This window comes from Brevibacillus sp. FW306-2-1A-C05A (assembly GCF_058781555.1).
On the sequence record NZ_JBYSWV010000035.1, the window covers coordinates 1 to 16,163 of the forward strand.

Here is a 16,163-nt window from a genome sequence, read left to right on the forward strand (position 1 = left end):
TGTACCACCATTCAAAAAGATGGGAGGACATAACTTATTTTCGTTCTCAAAGTGTCTTGACAAAGGGGGGCATTACAGCTGGTCTCCACCTACACCATAGCTCAGTATAAGCCCAATAAAACGGCTTGCAATGAAGCGACGACGAAGAATGTTCTGGATCGTGAGTTTGAGCAAACGGAATCCAAACGCTTCGTCGTTAGTGATCTGACAGTGGTTTCATACGGATCGTGGCAGTGAGTTTAAAAATGAAAAGATGGATGAGCTTCTGGAGACCTTTGAAATCGGTCGATCTCTCAGCATGAAAGGCTGTCCTTATGACAACGCCGTGGCTGAAGCCACCTACAAAATCATGAAAACGGAGTTCATCAACCAGATGAGCTTCCAAAGCCTTCGTCATCTGGAATTGGAGCTATACGATTACGTCAACTGGTTTAACAAGCATCGGATTCACGGAACGCTGGCATACTTGACACCTGTTCAGTATCGCCAGACAGCCCTTAAAAAAATAAAACCGGGTTACTAATCCTTTGCAGGGGAGAAGCAAGGAAAGACGTTCTTCTGGGATTGAATATATCTCGCTATAGCTCCTTGTAGTTAAAGAGAAAAAACGATTATCTTTGTTCGGTCGCACTACATATAGGCAGACCGGTCAAAGATAGTCGTTTTTCTGTTTTTTTCAGCCCTTTCGCAATAATTCATATAATACAAATCGGAAAAGTGTGCTAAAATTCAAAATAACACACAAACGATCTGAAAGGGAGTGCTGAGCATGCCAGTAGAAACATTCAAAGCCACCGCCCATTTGCAGGAAGGAATGGTCGTCAAGGCGCGTTCCAGAAATTTTGAGGTCACTGTCGATGAGCCGAAAAGCCTTGGCGGAACGGATACCGCGATGAATCCTGTCGAGCTGGTGCTGTCCGCGTTGGGCGCGTGCCAGTCGATTGTGGCTCGCGTGTATGCGAAAAAGTTTGGGGTTCATCTCGACGATTTTTGGGTGGAGGTCGAAGGCGATCTGGATACGGATGGCTTCATGAACAAATCCGACGTGCGCCGTGGGTATTCTGAGATTCGCTACACCTTTCACATCAAGACCGATGCCGCCAAAGAGCAGGTGGAAGCCTTCATTCAGTTTTTGGAGCGGACATGCCCGGTGGGCGACACGATTGCCAATCCGGTCAACCTCAAGCTGAACGGAATTGTCATAGAAGACGTCTCCGGCAGCAAGCTCGGCTAACTTTCCGTGGCCCAGGAAAAAGAAAAGAGGCAGAACAAGCTCTGCCTCTTTTTCTCTGAGAAAAACTCAGTAAGCCACGGAAGAATAGGTTAGCTTGTAGAGGCCCCTGTAAATTTCGCGCTGCCCCCCCGAACGGATCTTCACAGCACAGTAAAACTGTTTCAAAAGGTTTTTCTCCCAGGTAATCCGCAATACTTGCGAATCGGCGTGAGCAACTTGCCGCCGTGCGCGACCGTTTTTTGCGCCAATTCCTCGACTCGACGTTCCGGTCCTGCGCAGCGAGGCGAAAAAAGCGGCGGTCAGTCGAGTGTTGACTGTGAACGGACTCACTGATGCAACGACTGCTCCGCTTGAACCTCCATCTGCCTCTGCTTCCGTCTCGACCAGATCAGCACTGGGACGAGCAGCAGGGAGAGGAAGCCGCCGCCAAGCGAGAGCGTCGCGTAGCTGGCGCCGGAGACGACCATGCCGGAAAGCGCTCCGCCCGATGCGCCAGCCAGGGCGATCAGGACGTCGACGGTTCCTTGGGTTTTGGCCCGGGTAGCGGGGTGGGTTGCGTCCACGATCAGGGCGGTACCGCTGATGAGGCCAAAATTCCAGCCCAGCCCCAGCAAGGCAAGGGCAACGATGAGCAGCAGCATGGAATCGGCCGGGGCAAGTGCAGCCAACAGGCCAGCCGCAAGCAAGGTGACACCGGAGGCAAAGGCCATGGCTGTGCGGCCGATTTTGTCCACGAGAACGCCGGTCAGCAGCGAGGGAAGGTACATGGCTCCGATGTGAATGCCGATCACGAGGCCGACCTCGCTCAAGCCGTGCCCGTGGTGCTTCATATGGATGGGCGTCATGGTCATGATCGCGACCATGACGATCTGGGTCAAAATCATGATGGTCGCGCCGACGATGATGCCGCGACTGTCGGCGGCAGGCAGGCTTCTCGGGATGTCCGCAGAGGCTTTCTGTTCCTCTGCTTGCGCTTCGGCGATGGCTTTGGCGACCTGCAGCGGGTCCGGGCGGAGCAGGAATAAAAAGACCAGCCCGGCACAGAGGAAAGCCGCAGCGCCCAAAATAAACGGCCCGGCCAGTGGCGGCACGCCAATCGAGCTGGCGAAGTGGCCCATCGTTTCCACCAGATTCGGTCCGGCTACAGCGCCGAAGGTCGTGGAGACGAGCGCGATGCTGACGGCGGTCGCGCGCTGCCGGGGCTGGGCCAAATCGGTTCCGGCGTAGCGGGCTTGCAGATTGGTGGCCGTTCCGGCGCCATATACGAGCAGCGAGGCAAACAGCAACCAGATATGCTGTGTCACCGCAGCGAGAATGACTCCGACTGCGCCGATGCCTCCTGCGAGGAACCCTGCTGCCAGCCCGAAGCGGCGGCCGAACCGTTGCGAGAGTCGGCCGACAAACAGCGCTGCCAAGGCGGAGCCAAGTGTGAGCAACGCGGCGGGAATGCCTGCGAGACTGTCTGTTCCGAGCATCTCCTGGGCGAGCAGAGCGCCGACGGTGACGCCTGCCGCAAGTCCCGCCCCTCCGAAAATTTGCGAGATGACGACGATGGCCAGCGTTCGTTTGTAAAGCTTTTGCTGCTTTTGGGGTGAATCGATGTAACATCGGAAGTGGGCTTGTTGATTTTGGCTGGCCTGCCAATTATGATTAGGTGGGTGTGACATGAAATCCCCTCTTTTTCACGGTTTGTTGGGTCGAATAGTTCGCAATAGGCTGAATGGGATGAATCTTATCTCCAAATTTTAGAAAAGTCAATCTGGATGGACGATCTGAAGGAGGGACAGGCATGGCCGATTGGTGGGGGCGTCCGAAGCTGAACATCGCAAAGACCAAAAGCGAATGGATCTGGGACATTTTGGGAGCGGTCTTTTACATCGGGGGAATCGTTTCTCTCCTGTTGCTGTGGGGCGATCTTCCTGACAAGGTGCCTGCTCATTTTAACGGAGCAGGAGAAGTGGATCGCTGGGGCTCGAAGTGGGAGCTGCTCATTTTGCCAGGGATTGGGGCATTGCTGTTTGGATTGATGCAGGCGCTGGAAAAGCATCCGGAAGTTTATAACTATCCGAAGCGGTTCAACGAAGCAAACGCGGAGCAGTTTTACTTGCAAAGCCGAAAAATCGTGAACCAGCTCAAAAATATATGCGTCATTGTGTTTTCTGTCATTTTGCTGGAAGCGATTTCGATTGCGATGGGCTGGGGAAGCTGGTTTGGCATGTGGTTTGTGCCTGTGGTGGTGGGCGGCATCGTGATCCAACTGGTTTATGGCCTGATTACGCTCGGCAAAATCCGCTAGCAAACGACAAAGCGAGCCCAAAGCACTTTGCAAAAACAGAGTGTTTTGGGCTCGCTTTTCTCAAAAGTCTTTGGAGCTAAGCCGGGCAGGCAAAACAGCCCGTTCGGCTTTTTCGTACAGAGCCAGCGCGCTGTGTACGAAGGATAGCCGCGGTACCACCATAAAAACGGTCAAGGCCGAGCCGATGCTGATTAAGGCGCCGACGATGACGTCCGCCGGATAGTGCACGCCTACCCAGATGCGGGAAAGCCCTACGCATACTGCCAGCAGCATCCAAAGAATGCCTGCTTTTCTTTTGAACAGCCAGAAGCTCATGCAAAAGGAAAAAAACAAAATCGTATGGTCGCTGGGGAAGGAATTGTCCACCGCTTTTTGCACTAACTGATTCACATTCGCCAACTCGGCAAACGGCTGGTTGTTGGTGTGCAGGCTGCCTGCGATTTTTCCGAGCAGTTCCGCAAGCGCAAACGTGACCGCGGCGCAAACCACCATCACGCGATTGTGGTAGCTGCGCGTCAGCCAGTACAGAAGCACGCAGACGGCCAGGGCGTACACGGTGTACTCGGCAATGGCGTAAAACGCGGGATTGAGTGCCGGGTACTGCTTACCCAGGTCATTAATCAATCGGAAAGCATGAATATTCATCTCCATGGCGTCCACAAACAGTGATCCTCCTTTTTTATGACAATAGGAAAATCGTAAACAAAGGCGAGAAAAGAAGAAATCGAATTACCTTACACAAAATTACAGGATTGTAAGATAAGGCTTCAGGGCAGGAAACGAGGGCGATCAAGCGGTTCGTTTCCTGCTCTTTTTGCTGGCGAAAACAGGGCAGGCCGGGCCGAGCTGCGCGTTCGAGCCGCTTCGTCACAGGAAAAGAAACAGGGAGAAGAATGTCGAAATATTTGTTTTGAAATTTTATTTTACGATTACGTTAATATCTTGATATTTTATTTCAAGAGTCTATAATACAGGTATGTAACGAATTGACAGTAAATTCCCGCAAATGAAGCGCGCTTCATACAGGACGAGGGGGGAGTTGTCGTTAGTGCGGGGCGATTGGCTGTCCACGGGCGAGTCGCTAACCAGCAACTGTAGCAACTGGCGGACGGATCGAGACGCCAATACGAAGCCTGGCTCGATCCGCTGCAGCGCGTAAGAGCAGGGCAGAGCAATCATTTTTTGTACAAGTATGCATCTTTTCGAAAATGGGAGGTTTTCCATGAAAAAAAGCAGGTTTCTAGCAGCAGCAGGAATCGCCAGTCTGGCAGCGGCGTTGCTCGTCGGCGGATGTAGCAGCCAATCTTCGACGCAGCAGGGGGACCAGGTGGAATTGTACATGGGTTACACCTCTGATCCGCCTACGAAGAAAAAGATGGAGGAAATTATCGCAAAATTCGAACAGTCGCACCCGCATATCAAAATCAAGACCGTGACGGCTCCTTACGAGGACTTTTACCAGAAGCTGACGACGCAGATTGCCGCAGGAAACGCGCCAGACATCTGGCAAAGCGACGGGACGAAAGTATTCGGCTTTGCGCAGCGCGGGGCGATTCGCGATATAACCGATTACGTCACGAAGGAAGTCAACAAGGACGAGGTGCTCGGCGTGGAGTTCAACAAGGACGCCTCGGGGAAATACTGGGGCGTGCCGCAGGGCATTCAGGTAGGGGCGCTTTTCTACAACAAGGATTTGTTTGACCAGGCCGGAGTCGCGTATCCGACGGCAGACTGGACGTGGGATGACCTGAAGGCGGCAGCCGCCAAGCTGACGCTCGATGCTAACGGGAAAAATGCAGACGACCCCGCCTTTGACAAAAATGCGGTGAAGCAGTACGGCTTTACGTTTTTCGGCAGCTCCCGCGGGGCGTTTAACATCATGAAAGCGTACGGCGGCGGCGTGCTCGATCCGACGATGACACAGTCGATCGTCAATTCTCCGGAAAACAAAAAAGCGGTGGAGTGGATGGCGGACGGCATGAAGCGCAAGCTGTTCCCGAACCCGGCCGAATTGAAGGCGTTCCAGAGCAACTTCAAAGTGTTTTTGAGCGGAGCGACCGCAATGCAGATCGACATTTACGCGGCTACGACCTCGATGAACGGAGCCGGCTTGAACTACGATGTGGCGCCGCTGCCCAAAGGTCCGGATGGCAAACGGTTCGCGCCAGTCATCGCCAACTCGTGGGTCATCAACAAAAAAGCCGAGGAGCAAAAAGTAAAAGCGGCCCAGGAATGGATTACGTACTGGACGACGTCGGACGAGGCGCAAAAAGAATGGGCAGAGGTAGGGGAAGCGATTCCGGTGAAAAAATCGGTGGCGAACTCCGAGATGTTTCTGAACCCGAGCATCAAGCCGGACAACAAGCAAGTTTTCCTCGACAGCCTGGAGTTCGCGGGCACGATCGACACTAACGCCGTTTTCGCGGAATGGTTGAAGGTCGTCACGGACAATCTGGCTGAGCTGTTTATGGACAAGATGAGCGTGGACGACTACATCACCAAGACAGACGAGGGCGTGCAAAAAGTTCTGGATGAGTTTTTCAAGAAGCAGTAGCAAACCATCAGGGAGGAAGTGTAGCCAACGATGTTGGAGCTACCAAACAAGCTACAGGCACAGCCTGATGTGAAAACGAAGCAGAAACGAAACTGGCTGGACAGCGAGGGGAGATGGGGGCTGCTGCTCGTCTCCCCCTACCTGGTCCACTTTCTCGTGTTTGTCCTGGGGACTTCGCTTGCCTCGCTCTACTTCAGCTTTTCCGACTACGATATTTTGAATCCGCCGAAGTGGACCGGGCTGGATAACTACGAAAAGCTGTTCGCCGACCCGCTGTTTTACCAGGCGCTGTGGAACACGGTCTACTTCACGCTGTTGTACGTTCCGGCCAAGACGTTTCTGGCGCTTTTGCTGGCAGTCGCGCTGAACCAGAAGCTGAAAGGGCTGAAGCTGTTTCGGATGGCGCACTTTTTGCCCGTGATCTCGTCGTGGACGGTGATCGCGTATGTGGCGGATGCGGTGTTCAACCAGCGGATCGGCTTTGCCAATGCCATCCTCGCCAAATTCGGCATCGCGCCGCAAAACTGGCTGATTGACGAAGTGTGGGTCATCCCGGTGCTCGTGCTCATCGCGATCTGGAAGTCGGTTGGCTACATGATGATTATTTTTTTGGCCGGGCTGCAAGGGATTTCCCATGACATGTACGAGGCAGCGTCGATTGACGGCGCGAACGCCTGGCAAAAATTTTGGCAGGTCACCGTTCCGATGATTTCCGGCACGACGTTTCTCGTCATCATTTTGAACACGATCTACTCGTTTCAAAATTTCGAGCAAATTTTCGTCATGACGGGCGGCTCCACCGAGGCCGGGTCTACGGGCGGCGCGAACAACGCGAGTCTCGTCCTGATGCTGCTCATGTTCCGGCAAGGCTTCAGCTTTTACAAGATGGGCTACGCCTCTGCGATCGCCTGGGTGCTGTTCCTCATTTTGCTGGCGATTACTTTGCTGCAATTCAAGCTGCAAAAGAAATGGGTTCACTATGATTAATTTACGATGGCGTGCGCGGAGGAAAAGGAGGTAGCCATGCAAAAGCGTTTTCCTCTCCATAAAGTTTTGGGATACTTGTTTGTTCTCGTCAGCACCTTGATTATGGTCGTGCCGTTTTTGACGACGGTGTTCAACTCGTTGAAAACGTACAAGCAGTACATGCAATTTCCGCCGGAATGGGTGCCCGATCCTGTGAAGTGGAGCAACTACCCGCAAGTGTGGGAGCAGGCGAACTTCAGCAGCTACACGGTCAACAGCGTGATCGTCGTGGTACTGTCCGTAGTCGGCACGCTACTCTCCAGCTCGATGATCGCCTTTGCCTTTGCCCGGCTGCGCTTTCCGTTTCGCGATACGCTGTTCATGATCGTGCTCGGGACGATGATGATTCCCGGAATCGTGACGATCATCCCGCAGTTTATCATTTTCAAAAACTTAGGGATGCTCGACTCGCTGACGCCGCTGTGGATTTTGGAGTGGCTGGGCCAGCCGTTTGCCATTTTCCTGATGAGGCAGGCTTTCCTGAGCATCCCTAAGGATTATGAGGAAGCGGCCAAGCTGGACGGCTGCAATCCGTTCCAAATATACTGGCGCGTGTTTTTGCCGATGTGCAAGCCGGCGCTCGCGACACTCGCGGTTTTTACGTTCATGGGCAAATGGAACGAAATTCTCGCGCCTGTCATCTATCTCATCTCCGAGGAGCATTTTACGCTGCCGATCGGGATTTTGTCGCTGCGCGGACAGTACAAGACCGACGACCAACTGCTGGTGGCGGGGGCGTTAATCAGCCTAATTCCGATTTTGCTCGTGTTTTTGTTTGCGGAAAAATACTTTGTCGAAGGCTCCAAAACTTCCGGGTTGAAGTAGGGCATTAGGAGGCGGATGAACGCATGTTTTACGTACCATTGGACGCGCTGTACCTGGATGCGCTGTGCGAGCTGTGGAACCGGGAGCTGGGAGAGCGCTTCCCGATGCGTCCCGAGCTGCTCCGCCAGAACAGCCTGGAAGATCGCAATGTGCTGCAGGCAGGCTCCTGGATTGCCATGGATGCGGTTGCGCGGCGTCCCGTAGGATTTGTCGTGGTAAAATGCTGGCAGGAACAGCTCGATGTGCAACTGGGAAAAGGCGTCGGCTGGATTCAGGCGTTGCTCGTGGACCGCAACGATCGCGGCCAAGGAATCGGAAGCGAGCTGCTGGCGCGAGCAGAGCGGGCTTTGCGGCAGCGCGGCGTGCAAAAAATATGGCTCGGCCGCGACCCGTATCATTATTTCCCGGGGATTCCCGTTGAGTCGCCAGAGGTTTCAGCCTGGTTTGCCGCGCGTGGGTACCGCTTGTTGGAGCCGTTGGAAAACGATTTGCTTTGCCGCTATTCCGATCAGGACGATCAGAAATCCGTTCCATTGCCGCAAGTCGCGGACGGGCGCTTCCGCTTGCTTGCGGCGGACGACAAAGACGCGTTCTTGTCCTTTTTGCATCGCTGCTTTCCCGGGCGCTGGGAGTACGAGGCGATTCACTATTTTCAGCGCGGCGGGACTGGGCGCGAGTTCGTCGTGTTGGAGCGGCAGGGGGAAATCGTCGGCTTTTGCCGGATCAATGACGCGAAGTCGCCGTTTATTGCGCAAAACGTCTACTGGGCACCGCTTTTTGCGCGGGAGCTGGGCGGGATCGGACCGCTTGGCATCGACCCGGCGCACAGGGGAAGCGGCCTGGGATTGGCGCTCGTGCAGGCGGGGATTGCCATGCTGCGGCAGCGCGGGATTCAGCAGATCGCGATTGACTGGACGGCGCTCGTCGACTTTTACGCCAAGCTCGGCTACTCAAGCTGGAAGCAGTACGCCAAGTACAGCAAGGAGCTTGTCTAATCATTCGCGTCATTCGCGGCTGCGAGCGTGCGAAAAAAAGGAGGTTCTCCATGCGTGCAAAGCAGATGAGTGTGGAGCAAAAAGTCGGGCAACTGCTCATGATCGGTTACCCGACGTTGGAAGTACCCGGTGAGATGGAGACGTGGATTCGCGAGCGGCAGATTGGCAACGTGATTTTGTTCAGCCGCAACATCGGTTCAGTCGCAGAGACGTTTCGGCGCGTGCGCACGTTGCAACGATGGGCGAAGGAAGCCGGACAGCCGCATCCGCTGTTGGTCGGAACCGATCAGGAAAACGGCGTCGTGGCGAGGCTAATGCGCGGTGCTACCCGGTTTCCCGGAGCGATGGCGCTCGGTGCGACGGGAAGCCCGGAGTGGGCCGGACGGGTTTATGCGGCGACTGGAGAGGAACTGCGGGCCGCGGGCATTACCGTTAATTTTGCCCCTGTCGTCGACGTGAACAACAATCCGGCCAATCCGGTGATCGGAGTGCGCTCGTTCGGCGCGGAGCCGGAAGCGGTCGGGCGTTTTGGCGAGAGCGCGATGCAAGGGCTGCTTGCAAGCGGCGTCGTTGCTGCGATCAAGCATTTTCCCGGCCACGGCGACACGAGCACAGACTCGCACGAAGCGATTCCGGTGCTGCGGCACGACTGGCAGCGGCTCTCGCAGGTGGAGCTGGTTCCGTTTCGCCGCTGTATCGCGGCAAAAGCCCCGATGGTGATGATCGGACATGTCAGCCTGCCGACCGTCGACGAAAGCGGTGCGCCTGCCTCGATCTCGCGGCGGCTGGTGACGGACGTTTTGCGCGGGCAGCTCGGCTTTCAGGGCGTTGCGATTACCGATTGTCTGGAAATGGCCGCGATCGCCAACTCCACAGGCGTGCCGGAAGCAGCGGTGCAGGCGATACAGGCGGGCGTGGACATGGTGCTCGTCTCGCATACGCCCGAGGTGCAGCAAAAGACGTATGATCGTCTGGCCGAAGCGATCCGCAGCGGTGAAATTCCCGACTCCCGGGTGCAGGAGGCTGTCGAGCGCATCACGGGACTGAAGCAGCGCTATCTTTCCTGGGAGCAGTGTCTGGCGGCGACAGGTCCCGTTTTTGACCGGACGGCTCACGAGCGGCTGGCCAAAGAAGCGCTCGCGCAGGCTGTGACCTTGGTGAAAAACGACCAGGGGCTTGTCCCTTTGCCGGAGCAGGCGGGGGCGCTTGGCGTGATTTTGCCGGGAGTGGGCCGGTTGACGCAGGCAGAGGATCAGCAGGCGGGCGCGGAGCTTTTGGTAGCGCCGCTGCAAGCGCACAGACAGGTGCATGCCCACTTTCTGTCCGCACTCCAACCTGCGCAGGCGGAGATCGAGCAGGCTGTCGCTGCCGTGGCGCCCTGCGATACGGTGATCGTTTTTACGTACAACGCCCATCTTTACAGCGGTCAGGCGCAACTGGTGCAGCAACTGTCCACGCGAGGCAAAAAGGTGGTGGCAGTGGCGCTCAGAAACCCGTACGACCTGACCGCTTTTCCGGAGGTGGACGCTTTTCTTGCGGTGTACGACCAGAGTGAACGGGCGCTGGGAGTCGTTGCGGACGTTTTGTTCGGCAAGCAAAAGGCAGTCGGTCGCTTGCCTGTCAGTATGTGGAAGCAACAGGGGCACTTTTGATGAAGAAAACGGACGAACTGGAGACTGACGGGGAGGTAGCGGATGAGAAATCAACTGAGCGGTTTGACGACCGAGACGAAAAACAAGCAATCGGAAGACCTGGACTTGCTCTCGACACTCGACATCATCAGGCTCATGAACGAGGAGGACAAAAAAGTCGCCTATTGCGTGGAAAAGGAGCTGCCTGCGATTGCCCGGGCGGTGGACATGATTGCCGAATGCTTGCAAAACGGCGGCAGGCTGTTTTATTTTGGCGCAGGCACCAGCGGCCGCTTAGGACTGCTGGATGCGGCGGAGTGCCCGCCGACCTTTGGCACAGACCCTTCCCTCGTGCAAGGCGTGATCGCCGGGGGAGTGGAAGCGCTCGTCAAAGCGATTGAAGGAGCGGAAGACCTCGCGCATTTGGGCCAGGAGGATGTCTGGGCGCACGGAGTCAGGGCCGGTGACGCTGTAGTGGGAATTGCGGCGAGCGGGCGCACGCCTTATGTAAAAGGCGCACTGGCAGAGGCGAGTCGGCTCAAGGCGAAAATTGTGTCGCTGTCGTGCAATCCGACGGCTGAGATCAATGAAGGCGTGGACGTCTCCATCAACGTCGTGGTCGGCCCGGAAGTCGTCACAGGCTCGACCCGGCTGAAAGCGGCGACGGCGCAGAAGATGGTGCTCAACATGATTACGACCGCATGCATGGTTCGCTTGGGCAAGGTGTACAAAAATTTGATGGTCAACGTGCAGGTGACGAACGAAAAGCTGAAGGAGCGGGCCAAGCAGATCGTCGCGGAAGCGGCCGACGTCTCGCTGGAGGAAGCCGATGAGCTGTTGAACAGGGCGCAAGGCGACGCCAGGCTTGCGATTGTGATGAAAAAAACGGCGCTGTCGCAGGCCGAGTCGCTTCGGTTGCTGGAGCAGCACAAAGGGAATATTCGGCGCATTGTCGAGGGGTATGTCTCGTAGCTTGAGGTGTGTCAAAACAGGCTGCCAGTAAATCGCGCAAAGCAAACAGCCTTTTCCAGAGGGGGAGAAGGCTGTTTGCTTTGCGTTGGCAACAGGAGCCGGGCCAAAATGCTGAACGAAACCGCGTTTTCCCCGCGTCTCTCCGTGAGAAACGACTGGGCTGGGAATGAAAATCAGTAGTATGATCCATAAAATGTTCATTTGAATAAGTGGCAAAAACACCCTATAATTAAATTAATTATTAGATTGTAATTTTTCTATTTTGATAGTGGGGGTGGCTCTTATGAAACACGTGAAGTACGCTGATTATCATCATCTCGATCACGTGAAGGAACAGCAAAAATCGAAGAAAACGTTGTGGATTACACTGATCCTGACTTTGTTTTTTACTATCGTGGAAATCGTCGGCGGCCTGTTGTCCAACTCGCTGGCGCTTCTGTCCGACTCGGCGCACATGATCTCGGACGTCATCGCGCTCGGTTTGAGCATGACCGCGATTTACATGGCGACGCGCAAGCCGACCAAAAAGTACACGTTTGGCTTTTTGCGCTTTGAAATCATCGCTTCGTTTTTGAACGGCCTGGCGCTTGCCGTAATTGCAATCGGCATCGCGATTGAAGGGATTAACCGGATGATTCACCCGCAAGACGTCGACTTGCAACTGATGCTGACGATCGCGTCCATCGGGCTGATCGTGAACATCGTGCTGACGATCGTGCTGTCCAGAAGCACCAAGGAAGAAGACAACCTGAATGTGAAAAGCGCCCTGTGGCACTTCATCGGCGACCTGCTCAGCTCTGTGGGCGTCATCGCTTCTGCCATTCTCATTTACTTCACAGGCTACTACCTCTTCGACCCGCTGATTAGCATGGTGATCGGAGGAATCATCTTTATGGGCGGCTTCAAAATCATCCGCGAATCGCTGGCCGTCCTGATGGAATCCGTGCCGGAGCAGTTTGATCTCGACCAAATCCGGGCAGACCTCGCCAGCGTGGAAGGCGTCTATGACGTGCACGAGCTGCACCTGTGGGCGGTATCGACAGAGCACTACTCGCTGACGGCACACGTGTTTGTGCGCGAGGATATTCAGCCGTACTGTGTGATCCTCGGCATCAATCATCTGCTGAAAACGAAGTACGGCATCGAGCATTCGACGATCCAGATTGAGCATCCGATGATTCTCGATCACGGAGAGTACGGCAAACAGTTTTTGCTGCAAGAGGCGTAAAGGGCTGCTTGAGCTGTACGCACGCGACTATAACCAAAAAAGGCCGAGCGGTTCCAGACGCCCAAGTTCTGGCAGCCTGCCCGGCCTTTTCGGCTTCCTCGCCGCTTTAAAGCGTTTGCGGTTTTATGCGTGTTCTTGCTGTTAATTCTGAATTGACTGTAAAATTTGGGTAGAAGCGCAATGCCATTTATTGATGGGGGAAGACGATGGTGCATACAATCAAATTTTGCCCGTGCAATCTCCAAGGCAGTCTGGAGTGGGTGAGAAACGAGGTCAGGAAATTTCCCGATGTGCAGTTGATCGACGAGCGGTGTGTCAACTATTGCGGCCAATGTCTGGAAAAGCCGTTTGCGCTGTACAACGGCAAAAATATCGTGGGCAGCGACGGGCAAGAACTGCTCGAGCGGCTGGTGGAAAAGCTCTCGGCAGCGAATTAGCGCAAGGCAAAAGCAAAAGCAAGAGCAACAGTAAGAGCAAGAGCAAGAGCGCAGCGCCCGGGTGGCTTGGTGCCCACTGTCCCCTGTCCACAGTCCGCTGTTTTGGCGCGGGCCTGGGGCATGAATAAAAGCAGGAGCGAGTGTATTCGCTTCTGCTTTTTCGTTTTCACGCCTGTCGCTCGCTATTGTGCCGCAAACAGAAAGCGTCCTTTTTCCTGCAAGGGCACTCCGTCGATGTACACATCCGGTTCGTTTACGATTAAATCAATGTGCACGCCCGCCTGAATCGTTCCCCCAAAAGTAGCGTTGCTGCCAAACGCAACGTGGATCGTCCCGAACGCTTTTTCATCTTCCAGTACAACTCCGATAATTCTCGCCTTGTGATTGGTTCCGATCCCAAATTCTGCAAGCATCCGTCCGTCGCCATCCCCGAGCGTGGAGAGCAGGCGGGCAGCCATCGGCCCCTCTGCGTCGACGAGTCTCCCGTCCTTGACGGTGAGCAGCAACGGCGCGTCAATTTTGCCGATTCCGCCGATGGAGCCGTCGACCAAAATCTGGCCGTTCGCCGAACCTTCCACGGGGGCGATGTACGCCTCGCCCGACGGCAGGTTGCCCGACTGGCCCGCTTCCAAATACATCCCAGTGCTGGGAACGCCGTTTCTCGTCTCGATGGAAAATTCGAGCGTGTACCCGCCCTTTTCGATCCGTACCTGTTTGCCTTTGGTCAGGATGTCCGTGACGGTTTCCGTCAGCCGCTTGACCTCCTGATAGTCGGCGGAAATGGCGCCAGCGGTGAACATATCTTCGGTAATGCCGGGCATGGTCGCGACGCGCGTCCCGTTGGCGGCGGCATTTTTGCGCGCCTGCGTATGCGTCAGCGAATACTTCGTGATGCACACGGCGACGTCTGCTTGCTTCATCGCTTCTGCAATCGTCTGCGGCGGCTCCTGGCCTGATTTTTCACGCTCCTGCATGACGAGCAGCATCGTTTCGGCTCCGAGCAGCTTTCCCGCTGCGTAGAGGGCTTCCGCCAAAGGGCGCTTGTCTTCATCCGTGACAATGACCAGCTCTTCTGTTTCTTTTACCCCTAAACAAGTTGCCAGCAAATTGCGGCTAATTTCCACAAGTTGGTTCATCGGTTAGACACTCCTGATTTTTTAGTAGGTGCGAATCTTGAAGAGATTGTACTGAAAGCGAACGCTGTGAATCAAGTCTTAACTTTTTTTGTTTTTCGACTATTTACACTAAAAAAGTCATTTGCTATAATCCAAAACGTAACACATAGTGAATATGTGTTTCGTTATTTGATACAAAAACATTAACTGGGGGAATCGTAGTGAGGAAAATTAGCAAAGCCAAAGCGTTGTTTTCTTCTGTCATGGTCGTGTCAATGTTGGCACTCGCTGCATGTGGGGGACAAGGCAGTGCACCTGCCCAAGAGTCAAAGGGCGGTGAGCAGCAGGCGGCTGCCGGGCAGCCGAAAGACGGCGGCGTGCTGAAAATCGGTTTGTCGTCTACAGCAAAAACGCTGGACCCGATTGCGTACACCGGAGCTTATGAATCGAACATCATCCGCAGCATTGGCGACACGCTCGTCCGCTACACGAGCGACCTGTCCAAAATCGAGCCGAGCCTGGCTACGGAGTGGAAAGTGTCCGATGACATGAAGGTGTACACGTTCAAGCTGCGTGACAACGTGTACTTCCAGCCTGGCAAATACCAGGACGGGCGCAAAATGACAGCGGAAGACGTGAAGTACAGCCTGGAGCGCTCCGCGAAGCAATCCGCGCTCAAGCGTCTGCGCGGCGTGGAAAAAGTCGAAGTCATCAGCGAAAACGAGGTCGCGATTCACCTCGATGCGCCAAACGCAGCCTTGCTGGCGATGCTGACCGATGGCGGCAACATCATCGTGCCGCGTGAAGAAGTAGAAGGCTGGAAAGATCAGTTCGGCACGCATCTCGTTGGCACCGGGCCGTTCATGATCGACAAGTTCAATCAAGATGATTCTGTAAATTTGAAGCGTTCTGATAAATACTGGGGACCAAAACCGCATCTGGACGGCGTAGAGTTCAAATTCATTACAGATGCAAACATGATGACCAACGCCCTGCGTTCCGGCGACATCGACATGGTGACGGATGTAAAAGGCCAAAACCGCGCGATCATCGAGAAGGATCCAAACCTGAACCTGCAGACCAAGCCGGGCCTGTCCATCGAGTACATGGGCCTGAACCAGATCGAAGGTCCGACCAAAGACAAAAAGGTTCGGGAAGCCATCCGCATGGCGGTTGACGTGGAAGGGCTGGTAAAAGGCGTGTTCAAGTGGGGCGGAGCGGAGAAGTCGTTTCTGCCGCTGCCGAAAGCATCGTGGGGCTATGACGCGTCGCTCGAAGCAGCCGTACCTGCCTTTGACCCGCAAAAAGCAAAACAGCTTCTGGCAGAGGCAGGCTATCCGGACGGCTTCAAAACCGAGCTGTATGTAATCGCTTCCCGCGTGCCGCAGGCGACTATCGCGGCTCAGCAGTTGAAAGACAACCTGAACATTGACGCGGAAATCAAGACAGTAGAGTGGGGAACGTTCAGCGACATCGTCGCCAAAGGAAAAGCGCCGCTCTACATCATGGGCTGGTCCTGGTACCCAGACCCTGACTTCTTCCTCTACCAAATGTTCCACAGCAAGCAAATCGGCTCTCTCGGAAACGGCTACGCTTACAGCAACCCGGAAGTAGACAAGCTCCTGGAGCGCGCGACAGCGGAAACGACAGACGAAGCGAAGCGCAAAGAGCTGTACAGCCAGGCCATGAAGCTCATCAACGACGACAGCGTGCATGTGGAGCTGGGGCTGCTTGACGTGGCAACGGGCATGAAAAAATACGTGCAAGACTACCAGGTGCGCGCGGACGGCTCGATCTTCCTGGTGAACGACGAAACGAACGTCTGGCTGAACAAGTAAACAGCAGGCAAG

At 55.0% G+C, this 16,163-nt stretch carries 14 protein-coding genes and 1 pseudogene; 12 read left to right on the forward strand and 3 right to left on the reverse strand.

Features of this window, described 5'->3' with window-relative positions:
- Positions 1 to 204: 204 nt before the first annotated feature.
- A pseudogene (locus AC3WJN_RS18615) lies at positions 205 to 523 on the forward strand (transposase); the annotation flags it as partial.
- Between the two features lie 246 nt (positions 524 to 769).
- Positions 770 to 1,234 carry an OsmC family protein gene (locus AC3WJN_RS18620; RefSeq protein WP_007780521.1) on the forward strand — a complete coding sequence of 155 codons (465 nt, stop codon included), beginning with the start codon at positions 770 to 772 and terminating at the stop codon, positions 1,232 to 1,234.
- 326 nt (positions 1,235 to 1,560) lie between these two features.
- Here the strand turns inward: AC3WJN_RS18620 and AC3WJN_RS18625 are convergent, their stop codons facing one another.
- The gene (locus AC3WJN_RS18625) at positions 1,561 to 2,901 is read right to left on the reverse strand and encodes an MFS transporter (protein WP_492329311.1); all 1,341 of its coding nucleotides are present in this window, start codon (positions 2,899 to 2,901) and stop codon (positions 1,561 to 1,563) included.
- Between the two features lie 122 nt (positions 2,902 to 3,023).
- Between AC3WJN_RS18625 and AC3WJN_RS18630 the strand changes: the two genes are divergently transcribed.
- A complete protein-coding gene (locus AC3WJN_RS18630; protein ID WP_005832623.1) occupies positions 3,024 to 3,530 on the forward strand; it encodes a DUF1648 domain-containing protein in 507 nt (168 codons plus the stop codon).
- 60 nt (positions 3,531 to 3,590) lie between these two features.
- Here AC3WJN_RS18630 and AC3WJN_RS18635 read toward each other — a convergent pair whose 3' ends face one another.
- Entirely contained in the window at positions 3,591 to 4,190 is a 600-nt protein-coding gene (locus AC3WJN_RS18635) for an undecaprenyl-diphosphatase (RefSeq protein WP_007780514.1), read from the reverse strand.
- Between the two features lie 562 nt (positions 4,191 to 4,752).
- Here AC3WJN_RS18635 and AC3WJN_RS18640 point away from each other — a divergent pair.
- The 8 genes from AC3WJN_RS18640 to AC3WJN_RS18675 all read left to right on the forward strand — a co-directional run bounded on the left by AC3WJN_RS18640 (position 4,753) and on the right by AC3WJN_RS18675 (position 13,198).
- On the forward strand, positions 4,753 to 6,084 hold the full coding sequence (locus AC3WJN_RS18640) for an ABC transporter substrate-binding protein (protein WP_290426490.1): 1,332 nt from the start codon (positions 4,753 to 4,755) through the stop codon (positions 6,082 to 6,084).
- 30 nt (positions 6,085 to 6,114) lie between these two features.
- Positions 6,115 to 7,071, forward strand: a complete 957-nt coding sequence (locus tag AC3WJN_RS18645) for a carbohydrate ABC transporter permease (protein WP_005832620.1) — start codon at positions 6,115 to 6,117, stop codon at positions 7,069 to 7,071.
- Positions 7,072 to 7,107: 36 nt separating this feature from the next.
- Positions 7,108 to 7,935, forward strand: a complete 828-nt coding sequence (locus AC3WJN_RS18650) for a carbohydrate ABC transporter permease (protein ID WP_492329312.1) — start codon at positions 7,108 to 7,110, stop codon at positions 7,933 to 7,935.
- A 23-nt stretch (positions 7,936 to 7,958) separates the two neighbouring features.
- Positions 7,959 to 8,930, forward strand: a complete 972-nt coding sequence (locus AC3WJN_RS18655) for a GNAT family N-acetyltransferase (RefSeq protein ID WP_492329313.1) — start codon at positions 7,959 to 7,961, stop codon at positions 8,928 to 8,930.
- Positions 8,931 to 8,980: 50 nt separating this feature from the next.
- Positions 8,981 to 10,582: a glycoside hydrolase family 3 protein gene (locus AC3WJN_RS18660; protein WP_492329314.1), complete on the forward strand. Its 1,602-nt coding sequence runs from the start codon at positions 8,981 to 8,983 to the stop codon at positions 10,580 to 10,582.
- 42 nt (positions 10,583 to 10,624) lie between these two features.
- A complete protein-coding gene (murQ, locus tag AC3WJN_RS18665) occupies positions 10,625 to 11,533 on the forward strand; it encodes an N-acetylmuramic acid 6-phosphate etherase (protein WP_007784517.1) in 909 nt (302 codons plus the stop codon).
- Positions 11,534 to 11,825: 292 nt separating this feature from the next.
- Positions 11,826 to 12,761 (forward strand): cation diffusion facilitator family transporter, encoded by a 936-nt coding sequence (locus tag AC3WJN_RS18670; protein WP_025849111.1) that lies wholly within the window; start codon positions 11,826 to 11,828, stop codon positions 12,759 to 12,761.
- 206 nt (positions 12,762 to 12,967) lie between these two features.
- The gene (locus tag AC3WJN_RS18675; protein ID WP_005832609.1) at positions 12,968 to 13,198 is read left to right on the forward strand and encodes a DUF1450 domain-containing protein; all 231 of its coding nucleotides are present in this window, start codon (positions 12,968 to 12,970) and stop codon (positions 13,196 to 13,198) included.
- A gap of 182 nt (positions 13,199 to 13,380) precedes the next feature.
- On the opposite strand, the gene AC3WJN_RS18680 is transcribed toward AC3WJN_RS18675, so the two are convergent.
- Entirely contained in the window at positions 13,381 to 14,334 is a 954-nt protein-coding gene (locus tag AC3WJN_RS18680; protein WP_005832608.1) for an aminopeptidase, read from the reverse strand.
- Between the two features lie 200 nt (positions 14,335 to 14,534).
- Between AC3WJN_RS18680 and AC3WJN_RS18685 the strand changes: the two genes are divergently transcribed.
- Complete coding sequence (locus AC3WJN_RS18685; RefSeq protein ID WP_007784512.1) at positions 14,535 to 16,151, forward strand: ABC transporter substrate-binding protein; 1,617 nt, start codon at positions 14,535 to 14,537, stop codon at positions 16,149 to 16,151.
- The last annotated feature ends 12 nt before the right edge of the window (positions 16,152 to 16,163 follow it).